The sequence below is a fragment of the Bradyrhizobium agreste genome, assembly GCF_016031625.1.
Classification (GTDB): domain Bacteria; phylum Pseudomonadota; class Alphaproteobacteria; order Rhizobiales; family Xanthobacteraceae; genus Bradyrhizobium; species Bradyrhizobium agreste.
In genome coordinates this window covers 1-16,954 of sequence record NZ_JACCHP010000025.1, presented here as the reverse complement: position 1 = coordinate 16,954, position 16,954 = coordinate 1, and the positions used below count along the sequence as shown (strand labels likewise).

19 protein-coding genes are annotated in these 16,954 nt (G+C 64.6%); 7 read left to right on the top strand and 12 right to left on the bottom strand.

Features of this window, described 5'->3' with window-relative positions; genetic code table 11:
• The first annotated feature begins 1 nt into the window (after position 1).
• Positions 2–1,126 carry a flagellar basal body P-ring formation chaperone FlgA gene (gene flgA, locus HZZ13_RS29585; RefSeq protein WP_197963040.1) on the top strand — a complete coding sequence of 375 codons (1,125 nt, stop codon included), beginning with the start codon at positions 2–4 and terminating at the stop codon, positions 1,124–1,126.
• Positions 1,127–1,130: 4 nt separating this feature from the next.
• Entirely contained in the window at positions 1,131–1,892 is a 762-nt protein-coding gene (gene flgH, locus HZZ13_RS29580; protein WP_197963039.1) for a flagellar basal body L-ring protein FlgH, read from the top strand.
• A gap of 133 nt (positions 1,893–2,025) precedes the next feature.
• On the opposite strand, the gene HZZ13_RS29575 is transcribed toward flgH, so the two are convergent.
• The 7 genes from HZZ13_RS29575 to HZZ13_RS29545 form a co-directional block, all read right to left on the bottom strand.
• Positions 2,026–3,186, bottom strand: a complete 1,161-nt coding sequence (locus tag HZZ13_RS29575; protein WP_197963038.1) for a PcfJ domain-containing protein — start codon at positions 3,184–3,186, stop codon at positions 2,026–2,028.
• Between the two features lie 281 nt (positions 3,187–3,467).
• Positions 3,468–3,794: a helix-turn-helix domain-containing transcriptional regulator gene (locus HZZ13_RS29570; RefSeq protein ID WP_197963037.1), complete on the bottom strand. Its 327-nt coding sequence runs from the start codon at positions 3,792–3,794 to the stop codon at positions 3,468–3,470.
• Positions 3,795–3,804: 10 nt separating this feature from the next.
• Positions 3,805–4,122 (bottom strand): type II toxin-antitoxin system RelE/ParE family toxin, encoded by a 318-nt coding sequence (locus HZZ13_RS29565; protein WP_197963036.1) that lies wholly within the window; start codon positions 4,120–4,122, stop codon positions 3,805–3,807.
• 876 nt (positions 4,123–4,998) lie between these two features.
• Positions 4,999–5,778, bottom strand: coding sequence for a 2-keto-4-pentenoate hydratase (locus tag HZZ13_RS29560; RefSeq protein WP_197963035.1), 780 nt, complete (start codon positions 5,776–5,778; stop codon positions 4,999–5,001).
• Between the two features lie 86 nt (positions 5,779–5,864).
• Complete coding sequence (locus HZZ13_RS29555) at positions 5,865–6,893, bottom strand: SDR family oxidoreductase (protein WP_197963034.1); 1,029 nt, start codon at positions 6,891–6,893, stop codon at positions 5,865–5,867.
• Positions 6,894–7,317: 424 nt separating this feature from the next.
• Positions 7,318–7,683 carry an RNA polymerase-binding protein DksA gene (gene dksA / locus HZZ13_RS29550; protein ID WP_085966600.1) on the bottom strand — a complete coding sequence of 122 codons (366 nt, stop codon included), beginning with the start codon at positions 7,681–7,683 and terminating at the stop codon, positions 7,318–7,320.
• A 216-nt stretch (positions 7,684–7,899) separates the two neighbouring features.
• A complete protein-coding gene (locus tag HZZ13_RS29545) occupies positions 7,900–8,511 on the bottom strand; it encodes an NAD(P)-dependent oxidoreductase (RefSeq protein ID WP_197963033.1) in 612 nt (203 codons plus the stop codon).
• 163 nt (positions 8,512–8,674) lie between these two features.
• On the opposite strand from HZZ13_RS29545, the gene HZZ13_RS29540 reads away from it, so the two are divergent.
• Positions 8,675–9,046, top strand: a complete 372-nt coding sequence (locus HZZ13_RS29540) for a winged helix-turn-helix transcriptional regulator (protein ID WP_025037390.1) — start codon at positions 8,675–8,677, stop codon at positions 9,044–9,046.
• A 54-nt stretch (positions 9,047–9,100) separates the two neighbouring features.
• Here HZZ13_RS29540 and HZZ13_RS29535 read toward each other — a convergent pair whose 3' ends face one another.
• A complete protein-coding gene (locus HZZ13_RS29535) occupies positions 9,101–9,514 on the bottom strand; it encodes a flagellar assembly protein FliX (protein ID WP_197963032.1) in 414 nt (137 codons plus the stop codon).
• A 284-nt stretch (positions 9,515–9,798) separates the two neighbouring features.
• Between HZZ13_RS29535 and HZZ13_RS29530 the strand changes: the two genes are divergently transcribed.
• The 4 genes from HZZ13_RS29530 to HZZ13_RS29515 all read left to right on the top strand — a co-directional run bounded on the left by HZZ13_RS29530 (position 9,799) and on the right by HZZ13_RS29515 (position 12,321).
• A complete protein-coding gene (locus tag HZZ13_RS29530; protein ID WP_197963031.1) occupies positions 9,799–10,923 on the top strand; it encodes a flagellar basal body P-ring protein FlgI in 1,125 nt (374 codons plus the stop codon).
• Positions 10,923–11,291, top strand: a complete 369-nt coding sequence (flgJ, locus tag HZZ13_RS29525; protein WP_197963030.1) for a flagellar assembly peptidoglycan hydrolase FlgJ — start codon at positions 10,923–10,925, stop codon at positions 11,289–11,291. Before HZZ13_RS29530 ends, flgJ begins: the two co-directional genes overlap by 1 nt.
• An 11-nt stretch (positions 11,292–11,302) precedes the next feature.
• Positions 11,303–11,803 carry a hypothetical protein gene (locus HZZ13_RS29520; RefSeq protein WP_197963029.1) on the top strand — a complete coding sequence of 167 codons (501 nt, stop codon included), beginning with the start codon at positions 11,303–11,305 and terminating at the stop codon, positions 11,801–11,803.
• Positions 11,804–11,961: 158 nt separating this feature from the next.
• Positions 11,962–12,321 (top strand): hypothetical protein, encoded by a 360-nt coding sequence (locus tag HZZ13_RS29515; RefSeq protein WP_197963028.1) that lies wholly within the window; start codon positions 11,962–11,964, stop codon positions 12,319–12,321.
• Between the two features lie 3 nt (positions 12,322–12,324).
• On the opposite strand, the gene HZZ13_RS29510 is transcribed toward HZZ13_RS29515, so the two are convergent.
• The 4 genes from HZZ13_RS29510 to HZZ13_RS29495 form a co-directional block, all read right to left on the bottom strand.
• On the bottom strand, positions 12,325–12,690 hold the full coding sequence (locus HZZ13_RS29510; RefSeq protein ID WP_197963027.1) for a hypothetical protein: 366 nt from the start codon (positions 12,688–12,690) through the stop codon (positions 12,325–12,327).
• 13 nt (positions 12,691–12,703) lie between these two features.
• Positions 12,704–13,072 (bottom strand): flagellar biosynthesis regulator FlaF, encoded by a 369-nt coding sequence (gene flaF, locus HZZ13_RS29505; protein ID WP_197963026.1) that lies wholly within the window; start codon positions 13,070–13,072, stop codon positions 12,704–12,706.
• A 287-nt stretch (positions 13,073–13,359) separates the two neighbouring features.
• Positions 13,360–15,600, bottom strand: a complete 2,241-nt coding sequence (locus HZZ13_RS29500) for a DUF1522 domain-containing protein (protein WP_197963025.1) — start codon at positions 15,598–15,600, stop codon at positions 13,360–13,362.
• Positions 15,601–15,818: 218 nt separating this feature from the next.
• The coding region (locus tag HZZ13_RS29495) for a DUF1522 domain-containing protein (protein WP_197963024.1) at positions 15,819–16,954 on the bottom strand (1,136 nt) is incomplete at its 5' end.

Genomic DNA, 16,954 nt, shown 5'->3' with positions numbered 1-16,954 from the left:
CATGATCCGCGCCACCCTCGCCACCATCTCCACCCTTCTCGCGCTGGCCTTGCCGGCAGCGGCCGCCGACGACTTCATCGCGGCGCCGACGCTGCGCGCAAGCGTCACGGTGACCTCGGACGTGGTGCGGATCGGCGATCTCATCGACAACGCCGGATCGGCCGCGCCGATCCCGGTCTACCGCTCGCCCGATCTCGGAACCACCGGCACGCTGACCGTCGGCCAGGTGCTGTCGGTGCTGCGGGCCAAGCAGGTGATCGGCGTCATGACCGGGGACATCAAGGAGGTCCAGGTCACCCGCCTCGCCCGCACGCTCGCGAGCAAGGATATCGAAAACGCGGTCGCCGCGGCGCTCGAGCGCCGCTTCGGCCTCGGAGAGGCCGCCAACATCACCATCACGTTCGACCGCAGCGTCGCCGAGATGCGGCTGGAGGCCTCCAACAGCGGCGCGCTGCAGCCGGTCGCAACCCGCTATGATGCCCGCAGCGGCCGTTTCGACATCGCCTTCGAGATCGCCAACGACGGCAACGCCGCGCCGACCAAGCTGCGCTTCACCGGCACCGCGATCGAGACGGTGGAGGTGGCCGTGCTGACCCGCGACATCGACCGTGCCGAGCTTCTGAAATCCTCCGACCTGTCGTTGGAGCGCCGGCCGAAGGCCGAGGTCGCCGGCGAGCCTGCCTCGCGCGACCGCAGCATCGGCATGCAGCTGCGTCGAGGAATGCGCGCGGGCACGCCGATCCGCGCCGCCGACCTCGTCAGGCCGGACTTCGTGGTGCGCGATCAGGCCGTCACCATCATCTACCAGGTGCCCGGCCTCTATCTCACCACGCGCGGCAAGGCGATCGAGAGCGGCGCCGAGGGCGACACCGTCAGCGTGCTCAATCTGCAGTCCAAGCGCACGCTGACCGGAATCGTCACCGGCCGCGGCCAGGTCACGGTCCAGGGCGCCAGCCAGTCCGCGCCGATGGCGCCGGCGGTCGAGCAGACCTCGTCGGTCAAGCGCGACAACGTGCCGGCGGCCGCTGCCCTAGCGCAGAGCCTGATCCAGACGCCCACGGCCGAGATCGCCCAAGCCCGGATTCCGCAAGTTCGCCTCTCGCAAGCTCCAGCCAAGTCAGAGTAGATTCATGTCCACGTTCAGTTCGGCCTCCCGCCTTCGTCGCATCGCAATCTCTGGCCTGCTGCTGGCTTCTTGCGCGCTGGGCGGCTGCTCCTCGATCGACCGCCTGTCGCAAATCGGCGAGCAGCCGAAGCTCTCGGCCATCGACAATCCGACGACGCAGCCCGGCTACAAGCCGGTGCAGATGCCGATGCCCAAGCCCGAGGTCGCCTCCTACAATCCGAACTCGCTGTGGCGCAACGGCAGCCGCGCCTTCTTCAAGGACCAGCGCGCCCGCCAGGTCGGCGATCTCCTGACCGTGACCGTGAACATCACCGACAAAGCCAACATCGAGAACGACACCTCGCGCAGCCGCACCAACAAGGAAGATTCGGGAATCACCAACTTCATCGGCGCCAGCACCATAACCCAGGCCAACAAGATCCTGCCGGGCCGCGTCCTGACCGCCGACTCGACCTCGTCGAGCGAGGGCAAAGGCAGCGTCGACCGCAAGGAAGCCCTGCAGACCAACGTCGCCGCCGTGGTGACCCAGGTGCTGCCGAACGGCAATTTGGTCGTCGAAGGCAAGCAGGAGATCCGCGTCAACTTCGAAATTCGCGAGCTGATCGTCGCCGGCATCGTGCGCCCCGAGGACATCCAGAGCGACAACACCATCGATTCCACCAAGATCGCCCAGGCCCGCATCGCCTATGGTGGCCGCGGCCAGATCACCGACGTGCAGCAGCCGCGCTACGGCCAGCAGGTCATGGACGTGCTGCTGCCCTTCTAACCTTCTCCCGAGCTCCCACATCGTGCTCGCGAAACCTAGGCGCGAACGACGATGTACGACGCGGCCTCCGGTAGCTCCCCTGCCGGAGGCCGCATGTGTTTTGCCTGCGCCGCCAAAGCGGCGCAGGCTTCTTCTAGAGCAGTTCGATCCCGCGTGCTTGCGCCCACCGCTCGAGGATCTTGCACTCCTCGGGATGCGGTAAACGGTTTGCGAACCCACGGACCTGGACCGCCCGAGCGCGTCGATCAAGCTCAATGGTCAGCAACCGATCTGGAGCACCCGCAGCGCGGCGGCGCAGCGACCAGATCGACGCATGCCCGGCGATGCACTTGGAAGCGTAGCTGGCGACGCAGTGGCGCATGCTCCGCGTCTCAGCCACGAGGTCGGCCGCGGTACGCAATTGGACCACGACGTACTCCTCCCGCTTGCCTCGAACCTTGGACGACGGGCTCCATGACCAATCCGCGATTACCGCGCCGGGCCAACTCTCATCGATGGGGCCTTCTGTCGCCCCACGCTCACGGTTTTGCGCAGCCTCCGCGCGATGGCGTGCAGCCTCGATGCGAGCGATCGCTTCGAGATCGTGATGCCATTCGCGCATTAGCCGGCCGAGCGAGGCCAGCGAGCGCCCCTTGAGGCTGAACGCCGGATCGCGCCGGTGGCAAGCTGCGAGGTAATCATGGAGATCGTCCATCTCCTCGACAGTGGTTGGATGCGCGCAGAAGAAGCGCACCACCTCACGCCAGAAGCCATGCTCCGCGCGGCGCGTCTGAGCGATCCTGGAGCGCGCGATCTGCATCGCAACGCCGGGATCGCTCGCATAGGTTCGCGCGATCGCCTGCCACATCGCAGCCTCGAAGCCGACGTTCCCCAAGGGATTGAGGAATGCATGAACCTCCTTGCGAGACAGCCACGCACTCGCACCGGCGCCGTAGAGCGAACCGCCGCCGGCCGCCACGACATACCATCGCTTACGCAACATGATCTCGTCGCGGCTCAGTCCCGTGCTGTCGATCCAGATCTGCTCCAGATGCTCGGCGACAGGATAGCGCGCAAAGAGATAGCGGGCGGCGCCAAGACGAAGGCGCGCGGCATCGCGAGTTTTCAGCTGCGGCTTCCATGCCGAAGCCTCGCGAAGCACGTCCGCCTCGAAGCCACGCCTGGCCTCTTTGATCGCGTTCTGGAAATCCGGTGGAGGACGCGTCCGCTGCGACACGTGCCGCAGCGAAAGCTCGTAGGCTTCAACCCGCGCGCGCTCGGCCTCCTGCCGGCGCTGTATCAATGACTGGGCCATTGTCGTTCAACATGATTGGATGGCTGTCAGCCGGACGCACTGAGAGCGTCGGCACGGAGCGTGTCGATCGCCACAAAGTACTCACAGCTGGTCTCCTCATGTCTGAACGCGCAGGTTGAATGGGACGGGGCTCATATACCCGTTTGCCGGCGGGCGCAAGATGCCTTTGTCGGGATGGTATCGGAAACTGCGTACTGCGAGGCAGATCGGCGACCTTATTGCAACGCTGCGACAGCTTCGTCGCGAAGGGCTCCTCGCAATGACGGTGGAGAGACTGCCCCTCACGCAGCATTCGCAACTGCGCGTATCTCCAGATGCACGCCGGTCTCCTTCTGAAGCGCGTGGATCACCGCCATCAGGTTCTCGGCCGTCGGATTGCCGCGCGGTCCGAACATCCGCATCAGGCTCTTCGGAGGACGATCCAGCACCTCGCTGAGCCGATCGAAACCGATGGTGGCATTGATGTAAGTGCGTAATGCCGTGCGGCCGTAGTCGACGTCCCCTTGCAACAGGCCCTGCATCGCCTCCAGGAACAGCGCCTCGCGAAAGGCGGGATCGCGCTCCGCCATCGCACGGACGGTGTCGCGAAAACTCCGAGTTAATGGCATCACCTTCTCCCTACCGTGCTCTTGACTTGTAATCACGCCAGCGGCGTAACGCCGTATCGATATCGTTTTGCTGTCTCTGCTTGGTGCCGCCTCCCAACAGAATAACCAGCGAATTGCCCTTCCAGCCGAAATAAACCCGGTAGCCAGGGCCACGATTGATCTTGAGTTCAGCAACCCCCTCCCCGATGGACTTGACGTTTGACTTGTTGCCATCCGCAAGCCGCTCGATCGCGACCGCAATCATCACACGTGCCTGCGGATCAAGTCGCTCAAGCCACTCGCGGAAAGGGCTATGATCGTCGACGATATATTCTTCGATCCTGATCATTTGGTACCACACACGTTACCAATTTTCAATTTCAGAATTTTCGGATTTTAGAAATTCCAGTTGACAGGCTCCGGCCACCTCATTATGTTCTCGTTTTGTTCCATTCCACAAGAGGGCGTATCGCGATCGTCACGAAGCGCGGGATGGGATGCGGTGGCCGCGACGGCGTTGGCGCGAATGGTAGCTGCAGGGCGGGAAAACCGTGAGCAGCGACAGGCGCGGTACGACACGGCGCTGACAGCGTCTTCGCATGGCCCCGACGGTGAGCGCACGCCAGCCGTGGAGGACCCAGCGAGGACGTGCGCGGACGGAGAAGTCGTGTGGTCCTGACGCCCGGGGTCTGTGCGTCAAGTCATGTGGTGATGTGGCGGCCAACCGGCGCGCGCATCGATCAGCCGCAAGGCGACGGGGGCAATAGTGCATCGCTCCCCGGGGAGAGCACGAAGGACACCGTTAAAACCATCCGCGCAGGGAAGGCCGGGCGACCGGCATCACCTGTCGTCCACCCCGTGCGCGCTTTTGAGCACACGCGGGACTTCGGGTGCCACCGGCGCCCGGCCTTCCCTGCGCCTTCTTGATCTTCAGGAGGGCGAGACGTTGCAAAGCTCGGGCGAAGCTGCCGCGAGGATGCGAAGGCTTGTCCCGCGACTTCGGTCTCGATGGAAAATGACGAAATTGTCGTCTGCCGGACGTTCATCTCTCGCCTGTCCCGGACAAGCCGCAGCGCGTCAGCGATGCGGCGCAGAGCCGGGACCGAGAAAGTTACAAGACATTGCAGCGTGGGCCCCGGCTCTGCAGCGCACCGTTCCCTGGACGATGCTTCGCATCGCCAGGCCGGCGCTGCGCTGCGTCCGGGGCACGAGATCGCAACGCCCCTCACGTAAACTCCGCCTCCACCACGCCGAGCCCGTCCAGCTCCATCCGCACCTTGTCGCCGGCCTTGAGCCACAACGTCTTGACCAGGCTGCCGGTGAGCACGAGCTGCCCTGCGTGCAGCGCCTTGCCCTCGGCGGCGAGATGGTTGGCGAGCCAGGCGAGCGCGTTGTGGGGATGGCCGAGCACGTCGGCGCCGGTGCCGTGGCTGACCTCCTCGCCGTTGACGATGGCGCGGCCCTTGACCGCCTTCAGGTCCGGCACCGACGAGCGCGGGACCGATGGACCCAGCACGCAGCCGGCGGCGAAGAAATCGTCGGCGATCAAGGTCGGCGCGCCCATCGTCTCCCATTTCACGTAGCGGTCGTCGACGATCTCGATCGCGGGGTGGTAGGCCTCGACCGCCTCGCCGACCCATTCGGCCGTGAACGGCGCCTCGCCGACGGCAAGGTCCCGCTTCAGCCGCACTGCGATCTCGCATTCGACGCCGACCCGGACATAGCTGGACGCGGCGAGCTTGGCGCCGCTGTCATGGACGCCCTTCTGGAACACGCCGCCGCCGCAGGGGTGCGGGATGCCGATATAGTCCTGCATCACTTGGCTGGTGCAGCCGATCTTGTAGCCGACGAGCGGGCCGACATGCGGCAGCAGCAGATCGTGCAGGGTGCGCTGGACCTGGTAGCCCTCGGCTTCGTCCGCAGGGGGCCGCTCCAGCTCCGCGAGCGGGGCATGATTGCGGCGCGCCAGCGCGATCGCCTTTGCGGCTTCGAGAATCTTGTCCATCGGCGCCGCCTCCCACGCTACGCAGTCGCAGGGCGGCACTTCAGCATCCCCGCTCCGGCCTGACAAGCGCAGGGGGCGTTGCACCTTCACCCCTTGACGAGGCCGAGCCGGATCAGGCTCTCGGCGGTCGCAAGGATCGCCTCCTCATTGGAGCGCGCCTGCCAGCCGAGCAGCGACCTGGCCTTGGCGCTGGTGGAATGCCTGACCTTTCCGAGCATCGGCACGACCGCCCGCAGCAGCGGAATCCGGTTCGCGGCCAGCCGCACCAGCCAATCCGGAGCCTGGAGCCGCGGAACCCGGCGCGCCCGCGGCCCGAGTTCCCGCCGCAGCACGCGCGCGATGTCGAGGATCGACATCGTCTCGCCAGAGACCGCGATGAAACGCTCGCCTTTCGCCTCCGGCGCCGTCATCGCCCGCAGGTGCAGCTTGGCGACGTCGCGGACGTCGACCACGCCGAAATAGACCCGCGGCACGGCCGGCATGGCACCGTCGAGCAACGATCTGACGATCTCGATCGAGCCGGAAAAGTCCGGCTCCAGCACGGGCCCGAAAATCGCGGCCGGGTTGATCACCGACAGCTCCAGCCCATCCCCCTCGCGCGCGACGAAGTCCCAGGCGGCTCGCTCGGCCAGCGTCTTGGACTTGACATAGGGTTGGCCGTCGACACCGGCGAGATTGGTCCATTCGGTCTCGTCGAACGGCTTGTCGCGCGGCGGATGGCCGTAGCCGATGGCGCCGAGCGACGAGGTGATGACGACCCTTTTGACCCCGGCGGCGCGCGCGGCCCGGAGCACCCGGAGCGTTCCGTCGCGGGCCGGAATGATCATCTCGTTCTCGTCCGTTGGGACGGTGGTCGAGAGCGGGGACGCCACGTGGAGAACGTAGTCGCAGCCCGCGACCACCGCCTGCCAGCCGTCGTCCCGGGACAGATCGGCGGTGACGAAGGCCATGCTCTCGGGCGCCGCCGCCCCGCCCTCGCGCAGCATGGCGAGCACATCGGCCTGACGCTCCGGCCGGCGCACCGTCGTCCGCACGGCGTGTCCGGCGGCCAGAAGTTGGAGGATGACATGGATGCCGACGAAGCCCGACCCGCCGGTGACCAGAACAGTGCTCATGACCAACATCCCCTCGTTGCACGGGCCGGCAAATTGGTTCGGTGGCCCCTGCTCAAGCACCTGTTGCCCGCGGTTAAGGAAATATTGAGCTGCTCCAGGCTTTATAGGGATGCCCGTCTTGAGACGTCGCCGCAGGCCTGATTGCAGCGATGCTTGATGCAGCTGGATCAGCGTCTCAACTTCAGAGTCGATCTCGTTGATGCGACTCGCAAAACCTCCCGCACCTGAAGTGAAGGCTGTTTCTCATCCAAACTCACGTGAGCTCGGAGCAATCCAGTCTAGCCCGTTGATCGCGATTCACTTTTCGCGATCGCGCTGTCGCGATGGCGGGCGCGACGGCAAGCCGCGGGCAAAATGCCGAGCATGGCGCGAAATGCGCCCCCGCGTCCAAAAACAAAAGAGCCGCATCTCTGCGGCTCGGACCTCATTCGTCGCGATAAACCTTCTCGCGTTTCTCGTGGCGCTCCTGTGCTTCCACCGAGAGCGTCGCGATGGGCCGGGCCTCGAGCCGCTTCAACGAGATCGGCTCGCCGGTTTCCTCGCAATAGCCGTAGGTGTTGTCCTCGATACGCTGGAGCGCGGCATCGATCTTGGCGATCAATTTGCGCTGGCGGTCGCGGGCGCGGAGTTCGATGGCACGGTCGGTTTCGGACGAGGCCCGATCGGCGAGATCGGGGTGGTTCACGTTCTCCTCCTGCAGAGCTTGCAGGGTGAGCTTGGATTCTTTGAGGATCTCATCCTTCCAGGCGAGGAGCTTCAAACGGAAGTACTCCTTCTGCCGGTCGTTCATGAAAGGCTCTTTGTCGGTCGGTCGGTAGTTTTTCAACTTTTCCAAGGGAGGCCTATCTTCTTAAGTAACGACTCGCGGACGGACCGGGGTCCGTTGAGCCGGGCCTTATATAGTGGCCTCCCGTGACAGACAATATTTCCCTCGCCACCCGGTCCTCGCCTCCAAGCCCTTGCACAGGAAGGTTTATCCTTAAGGGCTTGGAGGCGGCTCGCGGCCTCAATAGCCGACCGTGAAGCGCTGCTTCAGGTGGGCCGGCCTTTCGATCTCGTCGGCAAGCGCAATGGCGTAGTCGGCGAAGGTGATCCAGCTCTTGCCGTTCGCATCTGCGAGAAGCTGGTCGGTCCCGAGCCGGAACTTGGCCGTCCGTTCCCCCTCCACGAACAGCGCCGAGGGCGAGATGAAGGTCCAGTTCAGGTCCTTTTCCTGTCGCAGCAGGTCCAGGAAGGCCGAGCCCGCCTCCGCTTCAGCCTTGTATTGAGCCGGAAAATTGGGCGTCGTGACCAGCTTCACGCCCGGGGCAACCTCGAGGCTGCCGGCGCCGCCCACCACGAGGTAACGGCCGACCTTGGAGTCCTTCGCCGCACCGATCAGCTTGAGCGGATCGCTGGCCAGAAAGTGCACGGAACTCACGGCGACGTCGTGACCGGCCCACAGCTTGGCGAGGCCCGCCTGGTCCAGCACATCCCCCTTGGCCGGCGTGACGTTCGGCAGGGCCGCGATCTTCTCCGGGTTGCGGGCGATGGCCGTGACTGTGTGGCCGCGGCGGGACAGTTCCTTGGTGATCTCCGAACCGGCCCGGCCAGAGGCCCCGGCAACTGCGATTTTCATGGAAGGCTCCTTTGCTTCTATGGTAACTAGCGGAGACTAGATATCGCAAAGAATGCTGGTGTTAAGAGAGCACTTTGTGCTTACCTGATTACGCTGAGGTAACTGATCGCATACAACCGACACGCGGATCCCAGGCAACGGTATGGATTTCCGAGGACTGACGATGAAACCCGACGTCTACGCAGCGAACTGCCCCACCCGCCAAATCCTCGATCGCGTTGGCGACAAATGGGCGGTGCTGATCCTCTTGCTCCTGCGCGAGGAGCCGATGCGCTTCAATCAGTTGCGCCGCACGATTGAAGGCATCTCGCAGAAGATGCTGAGCCAGGTTCTCAAGTCGCTCGAGCGCGACGGCCTGATCCGGCGCCGTGCCATAGCAACCGTGCCGGTGACGGTGGAATATTCGATCACCCAGCTCGGCCTGACGCTGGCGGCGGCGGTGGATCCCTTACGCGATTGGGCCGAGCAGAATCTGAAAGACGTGCTCGCCGCCCAGCGCCGCTATGATGCGCAGCTGAAGGAAGAGGCGGCGTAAGGTGCGTTTGAAGCGAAGCGCGGCTTCGCCCCAAACGACAATCTGCCTGCCTGATTACCCCTGCCCGGCCTTCGCCAGTTCGACCTCGACCCGCAGTTCGATCTCGGAGAGCACCGCATCGAGACCCGCATCGCCGGAGGACGATTTAAGGTTCGCCGCGGCATCGCGCAGGCGCATCACGGTCGAGGCGTCGAGATTGCCGGACAACAGGCCCATCTTGAGATCGTCGAGCACGTCCAGCGCAGTCCTGCCGCGCGCGACCGAGCGCTTGCGGCGCTCGACCGGATCCTCCTCGACACCCTGCAACGCCAGCAGCGCATCGATGTTGGCGGCCGCCTTCGGTGCGGCAGCGCTCCGCGTCTCCTGCGCCGATGAGGTGTCGGGCAGCACGAAGCTGCCGGAGCCCGTCCGCTTGGCCTGACTGGCCGGCGTGCCGAGCGTGGTGCCGTTCGGTCCGTAGATGCGCATCGGAAAGAATCCGGGTGATCGATGCCTCACCTTCGCTGTCTTATGGTTAACGCTGCGTAAACGCCCCGGCAAAATCTGCCGACAAGCGGCAGTTTCGCTCCTCAGAGCGAACCAGTGCTGATACCGGTCGAAACAGATTTATTCAACCTATTCAGCCACCTACCCTCACCGCCCCGCATTGGCACAGCGCTCGCAAGGAAAGCGCCGGACCAGCTCGTCATGGGAGTGTCGTGCAAGTCCTGTCCGATTTGGGAGCACTTTCCGAGGGGCTTTGGGGAGCAGAGATGCCAGGCGTTCGTTGGGTGAGGATTGTTGGGTTGGCCTGCGCCGCGCTGTCGGCGCTTTCGCTGTCGGTCACGTCGGCGGCGGCGACCTCGCGCATCAAGGACCTCGCCAATATCGAGGGCGTGCGGCAGAACCAGCTCATCGGCTACGGCCTCGTCGTCGGCCTCAACGGCACCGGCGACACGCTCAACAACATCCCCTTCACCAAGCAGTCGCTGCAGGCGATGCTCGAGCGCATGGGCGTCAACATCCGCGGCGCCACCATCCGCACCGGCAACGTCGCCGCCGTGATGGTCACCGGCAACCTGCCGGCCTTCGCCACCCAGGGCACGCGCATGGACGTCACCGTCTCCGCGCTCGGCGATGCCAAGAATCTCCAGGGCGGCACCCTGCTGGTCACACCCCTGCTCGGCGCCGACGGCAACGTCTACGCGGTGGCGCAGGGCTCGCTCGCGATCTCCGGCTTCCAGGCCGAGGGGGAGGCAGCCAAGATCGTGCGCGGCGTCCCGACCGTGGGGCGCATCGCCAACGGCGCCATCATCGAGCGCGAGATCGAGTTCGCGCTCAACCGGCTGCCGAACGTCCGCCTGGCGCTGCGCAACGCCGACTTCACCACTGCCAAGCGCATCGCGGCCGCGGTCAACGACTATCTCGGCGTCAAGACTGCCGAACCGATCGATCCTTCGACGGTGCAGCTGTCGATCCCGCCCGAGTTCAAGGGCAACGTGGTCGCTTTCCTCACCGAGATCGAGCAGCTCCAGGTCGACCCTGATCTCGCCGCCAAGATCGTCATCGACGAGCGCAGCGGCATCATCGTGATGGGCCGCGACGTCCGCGTCGCCACCGTCGCGGTGGCACAGGGCAACCTCACGGTCACGATCTCCGAGAGCCCGCAGGTGAGCCAGCCCAATCCGCTGTCGCGCGGCCGCACGGTGGTCGCGCCGCGCAGCAGCGTCACCGTCACCGAGGACGGCAAGAAGCTGGCGCTCGTCAAGGACGGCGTCTCGCTCCAGCAGCTCGTCGACGGCCTCAACGGCCTCGGCATCGGCCCCCGTGACATGATCAGCATCCTGCAGGCGATCAAGGCCGCCGGCGCCATCGAAGCCGATATCGAGGTGATGTGATGCAGACCAGCGCGATCAACACCCCTCGCCTCGCCAACACTTCGGCCTTCTCGGTCGAGAGCCGCAACGGCCGGCCGGACTTCGAGCTCGCCGCCGCGCTGCAAAAGGTCTCGCCGCAGCAACAGGCCAAGGCGCAGAAGACCGCCACCGACTTCGAAGCGATGTTCCTCAACAGCATGTTCGCGCAGATGACCTCGGGCCTGAAGGGCGAAGGCCCGTTCGGCGATACGCCCGGCACCGGCGTGTGGCGCTCGATGCTGACCGAGCAATATTCCAAGAACTTCGCCAAGGCCGGCGGCGTCGGCGTCGCCAGCGACGTCTACCGTACCCTCATCCTGCAGCAGGCGAAAACGATCCGCACGGCATAAGGTCAAACGAGATGAACCATTTCAACGCCTCACGTCAGCCGATGGAGGCCCACCGGCGTCCGGGCAGCGCACCCGTCAGCAGCGAGGCGCGCAAGGTTGCCGAAGACCTGATGGATGCGATGAGCGCGCTGCTCGGATTGATCGAGCGCGAGACCGAGCTCGTCCGCGCCGGCAAGGTCCGTGAGGCGATGACGCTCGAGGGCAAGAAGCAGGAGCTGTCGCGCAATTACGTCGCCGCCGTCAGCCAGTTGAAGGCCAACCAGCCGCAGCTCGCGAAGTCCGCGCCTGAGCTGCTCTCGACGCTGCATCGCCACCACGATGCATTCCGCGCCATGCTCCAGGTCAATCTCACCGTGCTCGCGACCGCGCACGCGGTTTCCGAAAGCGTCGTGCGCGGCGTCAACGCCGAGATCCAGAAGCGCAACGTGCCGAACACCTATACGGCTGCCGGGCGCCGCGCAGCGCCCGGTCCGCGCCATATCACGCCGCTGGCGGTCAGCCGCTCGCTCTGAGCAGCACGAGAACAACCGACAATTTTAGGAAAAACCGCGCGGCGATGGCGTCGCGCGGTTAGGCACGTTTCCTTACCGGGTGTTCAGCCCTGGTGTTCCATGCTTGCGCGATTAGAGGGGTTGGGATTTGACTCACGTAAGGCAACCAGGAGGCTGCCATGAGTACAGATTTCAGCATCAGGCCGGTGGGGATCCCGGCCCCCGTTCAGATCGTGACGACGTCCAGCGCGGCGGCGAACGAGGCCGTGCAGACCGATCTTCCGGTGAGCCAGACGGTGGCCGCAGCCGATACCAGCGCGCCTATACGCAACGACCTGCCGAGCCACGAGAACATCTCGCGCCAGGTCGTGTTCGACCAGGCGGCCGCGTCCTTCGTCTTTCAGGTCGTCAACGACAAGACCGACACGGTGGTGAACCAGTTCCCGGACGAGGCGATGCTGCGCCGGCGCGCCTATTTCCATGCGCTGGACATGAAGTCCGAGCCCTCGCGTCCGCTCAGCACGGATCTCAGCGCCTGACGCTCACGTGGCGCGCTTGGCGACGGCGGTGTCTAGATACGTTGATCCGGTCGCAGGATCGTTGACGACGTTCTTCACTTGCGCCTGACCGGCCCGGGTTAGCGTGAATTTTGTGTTGCCGAAACGAAACGAAGAATCCTTGATCAGCACCTGCTGGTACTGTGACGTACTGCCGCTCTCGTAATGGACCTGGGCGCGAAAGCCGTCGATCTGCGAGACGGTAATCGAGAACTTCTTGCCGTCCGAATATTTGCCGGTCCATGTGCCCTGATAGAGCGTCGGGTCGACCGCGACGTACTTCGTCTTGCTGGGAATCGACATGCCGGCCGCTTTGTACGAGCTCGACAGGATGCTCAGGACGTCGGCCACGGCGTGTCTCCGCTTAGGACCTGCCGGACAGACCGGCGGCGATGTTGCGGTTGATCTCGATCAGCGGACGGAAGTGCTCGAACTTCGGAGCGAGCTGCAGAGCGGCAGTCTGGCTCAACACGAACACGCTGATATTCGCGATCTTCTGTCTGACATCGAGCGGCTGCGGATTGGTATCGCGCATCGCTTCGCTCAGGAAGATCGTCCAGAGCTTGCGGTTGAACATCAGCGCTTGCATGGTCTGCTCGCTGAGCGGATCGGCGCTGTTCATCGCGTCCTGGAGCTTGTTGGCCGCCTTGAGCAGAGTCTGTGCTTCAACGTCACGAGGAGACGCAGTGGCCGTGGCTACACGCGCATAGGCTGAAGCAGCAGAACTCGACATTGATCACCCTGGAAGTTACCTCGCCCGTGTACGGGGCTTAAGGATTTGTTTCCCAACCCTAGGCAGCAGCGCTTAAGATTTGCTTACGTGCGCGAATTGCAGGCACTCCGGATAACTACGGGGCGCGGAGTTCTTCGTCGCGAGCAAAGTTAGATTCGTGCATGCATGCTGTAAACTTGGTTCGCATTTCCGGCGTCGATCGCGGCTAACTTTGTCTTAGCGAACTTCCTCAAAGGAACGGCGGGGCATTAGCCCCGCCGCGATCTCCCGGCCAGCGGTGGTCCGGATTAGCGGAGCAGCTGCAGCACGCTCTGCTGCGACTGGTTGGCCAGCGACAGCGCGGAGACCGCAATCGACTGGCGCGTCGACAGCGCCTGGCTGTTGGCCGCTTCCTCATTGGTGTCGGCCAGCGTCAGGTTGGACGAGCCGGTCTGCAGCACGTTGATCAGGTTCTTGGAGAAGTCCTGTCGCACCTGCACGATCGAGAGATTCGAGCCGAGCGCCGAGCCTTCCGAACGCAGCGTGCTGGAGGCGGCGTTCAGGCTGGCCAGCACCTTGTTGGTGGCGCCATTGTCGATGAAGTCGACGCCGTTGACGAGGTTGCTGAGGCCAAGACCCGCCGCGTTGAACACCACGCCGTTGATGCTGAGCGTGGAAGAGCCCGTCTCGTTGAACACGAGCTTGAGCGTATCGCCGTTGAGCAGGTTGACGCCATTGAACGAGGCGTCCTGCGAGGTGGTGTCGATCTGCGCCAGGATGTTGTTGAACTGGTTGACCAGGTTGGAGCGCGCGGTCTGCGCGACGGGGTCCTGCACCGGCGGCTGGGCGGTGGTGAAGGCAACCGTGCCGGTGATCGTGCCGCCGACGACGCCGCCGGCGATCACCGAACCGAGCGTCGAGGACGCATATTCGTTGACGGTGGTGATCGTGAGCACGCCGTTGGCGTCGATCGTCGCAGTTAGATGGTTGGCCTGAAGCTGGTTGTTGAGCTGGTCGAGCGTCTTGACAGTGCCGTTGGTGCCGTCGCCGAAAGTGACGTTCACCGGCTTGCCGCCGTTGAAGGAGGTGAAGGTCAGCGTCTTGCCGGAGATGCTCCCCGCCCCCGGCGAGCGACCCGCGGTGAAGGCCGTACCGGTGCCGGTGGGACCGGTCAGGCCGAACGCCGACAGCGCGTTGCCGGTGCCGGTGATGGACAGATCCGCCGTGGTGCCGGTGCTGAGCTTGAGCGCGCCGTTGACGACGGAGGACAGGGATGAACCGCTCGCGGCGGCCACGGCGCCGGCGCTGACGACGCCAGCCCCCGAGGCCAGGTCGATCGCGTTCAGCGAGTCCTGAACGGTCGCGCCCTGGAGATAGACGACGGAGTTGCCGTTGTTGTCCGTCACGATGTTGCCGATCTTGGTCGACCCGGTCGGCGCGGCAGCGGGAACCGCCGCATTCTTGAACGTGACAGTCTTGCCGTCGACGTTAAGCGTCGAGCCGTCCTGAACCAGCGTGCCAAGCGTCGTTGGGTTGGTGAGACGCGCCTTGGTCACGTTGACGTTGCCGGAGCCGGTCGCAGTCGTCAGACCAAGCGCCTTGAGGAAGTCAGCCTTGCCGGTGATGCTGAGATCGGCGCCGGTGCCGGTGGTGAGGGTGAGCTGGCCGCCGGCGATGGCGGCGTTGGTGCCCGAGGAGTTCGACAGCGTTGCGGTGCCGCCCGCGATCGCAGCCTTCTGCACCCCGCTTGCGAGATCGATCGCATCCATCACGTCCTGGACGGTTGCGGCCGGCGAGGCGTTCGTTCCGAGATAAACAGTGGAGTTGCCATTGCCGTCGGTGACGACGTTGTTGTTCTTGCCGGAGCCGGCGGGAACGTTGGCAACCGCAGGTGCAGCCCCGGCCCTGAAGGTGATGGTTTTTCCGTCGACGATCAGCACATCGCCATCGGACGGCGCGCCGTTGGTCGCGATGGTGGTGGCGCTCGGCGTACCCAGGAGGGTGAGGCCCGGCGCAAGGCTGGCGGCGGTGCCGGCGCCGTCCGGAGCGGCATTGCCGGTTAGCGCTTGCGAGATGCCTCCAAGCGTGGTCGCGCCGGTGATCGGCGTGGTGCCGCCGGCGGTACCGTTGGTGACGACGTTGCCGGTCGCGGTCGCATAGGTGTAGCTGGTGGTGCCGCGCAGATCCGCCGGCGTCGCGCCGGGAATCGTGGTCGAGATGTTCGATTTGGTCGAGTACCCGACCGTGGTCTGCAGCGCCTGGTTTGCAATCGACTTGGCGCTGTCGATCAGCTTCGACAGCGACGTGATACCGGTGTTGGCGGCCTGCAGCACCTGCACACCATTATTGATGCCGTCGAGCAGGTTGCTGATGTCGCTCGCCCGGTTATCCAGCCCCTGCGCGGTGAAGAAGTTGGTCGGATTGTCCAGCGCCGTATTGACCTTCTTGCCTGTCGACAGACGCGACTGGGTCGTGGCGAGCAGGTCGGCCGTTGATTGCAGCGACAACAGGTTCTGACGAACTGACGCCGAGAGAACGATGTTGGACATTGGCGGTCTTCCTCTTGAACCGGATACGAATCGGGCTCGCCGATCTCAAAAGCGGGCTTTGGCTAAGTCTTAGGGGCTGTCCTTTAAAGTATGGTTAACGGCGACTTAAGGGACAGGGTTAATGCGGGGTTAGCGGCTCGCGGGCTGTCCAGACAACAAAAAAGGCGACGGGGCCGAAGCCCCGCCGCCCTATTTTGTCTCGTGATTTCAGCCGCTTATTAGCGGAGCAGCTGGAGCACGCTCTGCTGCGAGGTATTGGCCAGCGACAGCGCGGACACCGCGATCGACTGGCGGGTCGACAGTGCCTGGCTGTTGGCCGCTTCCTCGTTGGTGTCGGCCAGTGTCAGGTTGGACGAGCCGGTCTGGAGCACGTTGATCAGGTTCTTGTTGAAGTCCTGACGAACCTGCACCACCGAGAGATTCGAACCCAGGGTCGAAGCTTCCGAGCGCAGCGTGCTCGAGGCCGCATTCAGGCTGGTGAGCACGCGGTTGGTCGCGGCGTTGTCGATGAAGTCGGTGCCCTGCACCAGCGCGGCCAAGCCCAGGCCCTTCGAGTTGAAGGTCACGCCGGTGATGTTCAGGCTCGACTTGCCGGTCTCGTCGAACACCAGCTTGAGCTGGTCGCCGTTGAGCAGGTTCACGCCATTAAAGGACGAGTCGACCGAGGTCGTGTCGATCTGCGACATGATGTTGTTGTACTGCGCAACCAGGTTGGAGCGCGTGGCCTGAGCGACCGCATCGACAGTCGGCGTCGTCGCGTTGGTCCAGGTCAAGGCCGACGTGATCGTGCCGCCGATCGCGCCGCCTGCGGCAACCGAGCCGATCGTCGATGACGCGTAGTCGTTGATCACGGATACCGTGAGCAGGCCGTTGGCATCGATCGTGGCCGTCAGATTGTTGGCCTGCAGCTTGGCGTTCAACTGATCGAGCGTCTTGACTGTGCCGCCGGTGCCGTCGCCGAAGGTGACGTTGACCGCCGTGCCGCCGTTGAAGGAGGTGAAGGTCAAGGTCTTGCCGGAGACGCCGCCCGACGCAGCTGTACGGCTCGCGGTGAAGGCGGTGCCGGTGCCGGTCGAGCCGGTGAGACCGAGCGTCGACAGCGCGTTGCCGGAGCCGGTGATCGACAGGTCCGAATTGGCGCCAGTCGAGATCTTCAGCGCGCCCGCGACGATCGAAGACGCGGTCTGACCGGTCGCCGTGCTGAGGGTGGCAGCGCCCGCAGCGATCGATGCGGTCTGCACGCCGGTGGCGAGATCGATCGCGTTCAGGACGTCGGCGACGGTGCCCTTGTTCAGATAGACCGTCGAGTTGCCGTTGCCGTCGGTCACGACGTTGCCGGTGACGCCGGACCCGG

Bases quoted from the DNA above. Each gene is read 5' to 3' on its own strand.
- flgA (WP_197963040.1), top strand. From the start codon at position 2: ATGATCCGCGCCACCCTCGCCACCATCTCCACCCTTCTCGCGCTGGCC.
- flgH (WP_197963039.1), top strand. From the start codon at position 1,131: ATGTCCACGTTCAGTTCGGCCTCCCGCCTTCGTCGCATCGCAATCTCT.
- HZZ13_RS29575 (WP_197963038.1), bottom strand. From the start codon at position 3,186: ATGGCCCAGTCATTGATACAGCGCCGGCAGGAGGCCGAGCGCGCGCGG.
- HZZ13_RS29570 (WP_197963037.1), bottom strand. From the start codon at position 3,794: ATGCCATTAACTCGGAGTTTTCGCGACACCGTCCGTGCGATGGCGGAG.
- HZZ13_RS29565 (WP_197963036.1), bottom strand. From the start codon at position 4,122: ATGATCAGGATCGAAGAATATATCGTCGACGATCATAGCCCTTTCCGC.
- HZZ13_RS29560 (WP_197963035.1), bottom strand. From the start codon at position 5,778: ATGGACAAGATTCTCGAAGCCGCAAAGGCGATCGCGCTGGCGCGCCGC.
- HZZ13_RS29555 (WP_197963034.1), bottom strand. From the start codon at position 6,893: ATGAGCACTGTTCTGGTCACCGGCGGGTCGGGCTTCGTCGGCATCCAT.
- dksA (WP_085966600.1), bottom strand. From the start codon at position 7,683: ATGAACGACCGGCAGAAGGAGTACTTCCGTTTGAAGCTCCTCGCCTGG.
- HZZ13_RS29545 (WP_197963033.1), bottom strand. From the start codon at position 8,511: ATGAAAATCGCAGTTGCCGGGGCCTCTGGCCGGGCCGGTTCGGAGATC.
- HZZ13_RS29540 (WP_025037390.1), top strand. From the start codon at position 8,675: ATGAAACCCGACGTCTACGCAGCGAACTGCCCCACCCGCCAAATCCTC.
- HZZ13_RS29535 (WP_197963032.1), bottom strand. From the start codon at position 9,514: ATGCGCATCTACGGACCGAACGGCACCACGCTCGGCACGCCGGCCAGT.
- HZZ13_RS29530 (WP_197963031.1), top strand. From the start codon at position 9,799: ATGCCAGGCGTTCGTTGGGTGAGGATTGTTGGGTTGGCCTGCGCCGCG.
- flgJ (WP_197963030.1), top strand. From the start codon at position 10,923: ATGCAGACCAGCGCGATCAACACCCCTCGCCTCGCCAACACTTCGGCC.
- HZZ13_RS29520 (WP_197963029.1), top strand. From the start codon at position 11,303: ATGAACCATTTCAACGCCTCACGTCAGCCGATGGAGGCCCACCGGCGT.
- HZZ13_RS29515 (WP_197963028.1), top strand. From the start codon at position 11,962: ATGAGTACAGATTTCAGCATCAGGCCGGTGGGGATCCCGGCCCCCGTT.
- flaF (WP_197963026.1), bottom strand. From the start codon at position 13,072: ATGTCGAGTTCTGCTGCTTCAGCCTATGCGCGTGTAGCCACGGCCACT.
- HZZ13_RS29500 (WP_197963025.1), bottom strand. From the start codon at position 15,600: ATGTCCAACATCGTTCTCTCGGCGTCAGTTCGTCAGAACCTGTTGTCG.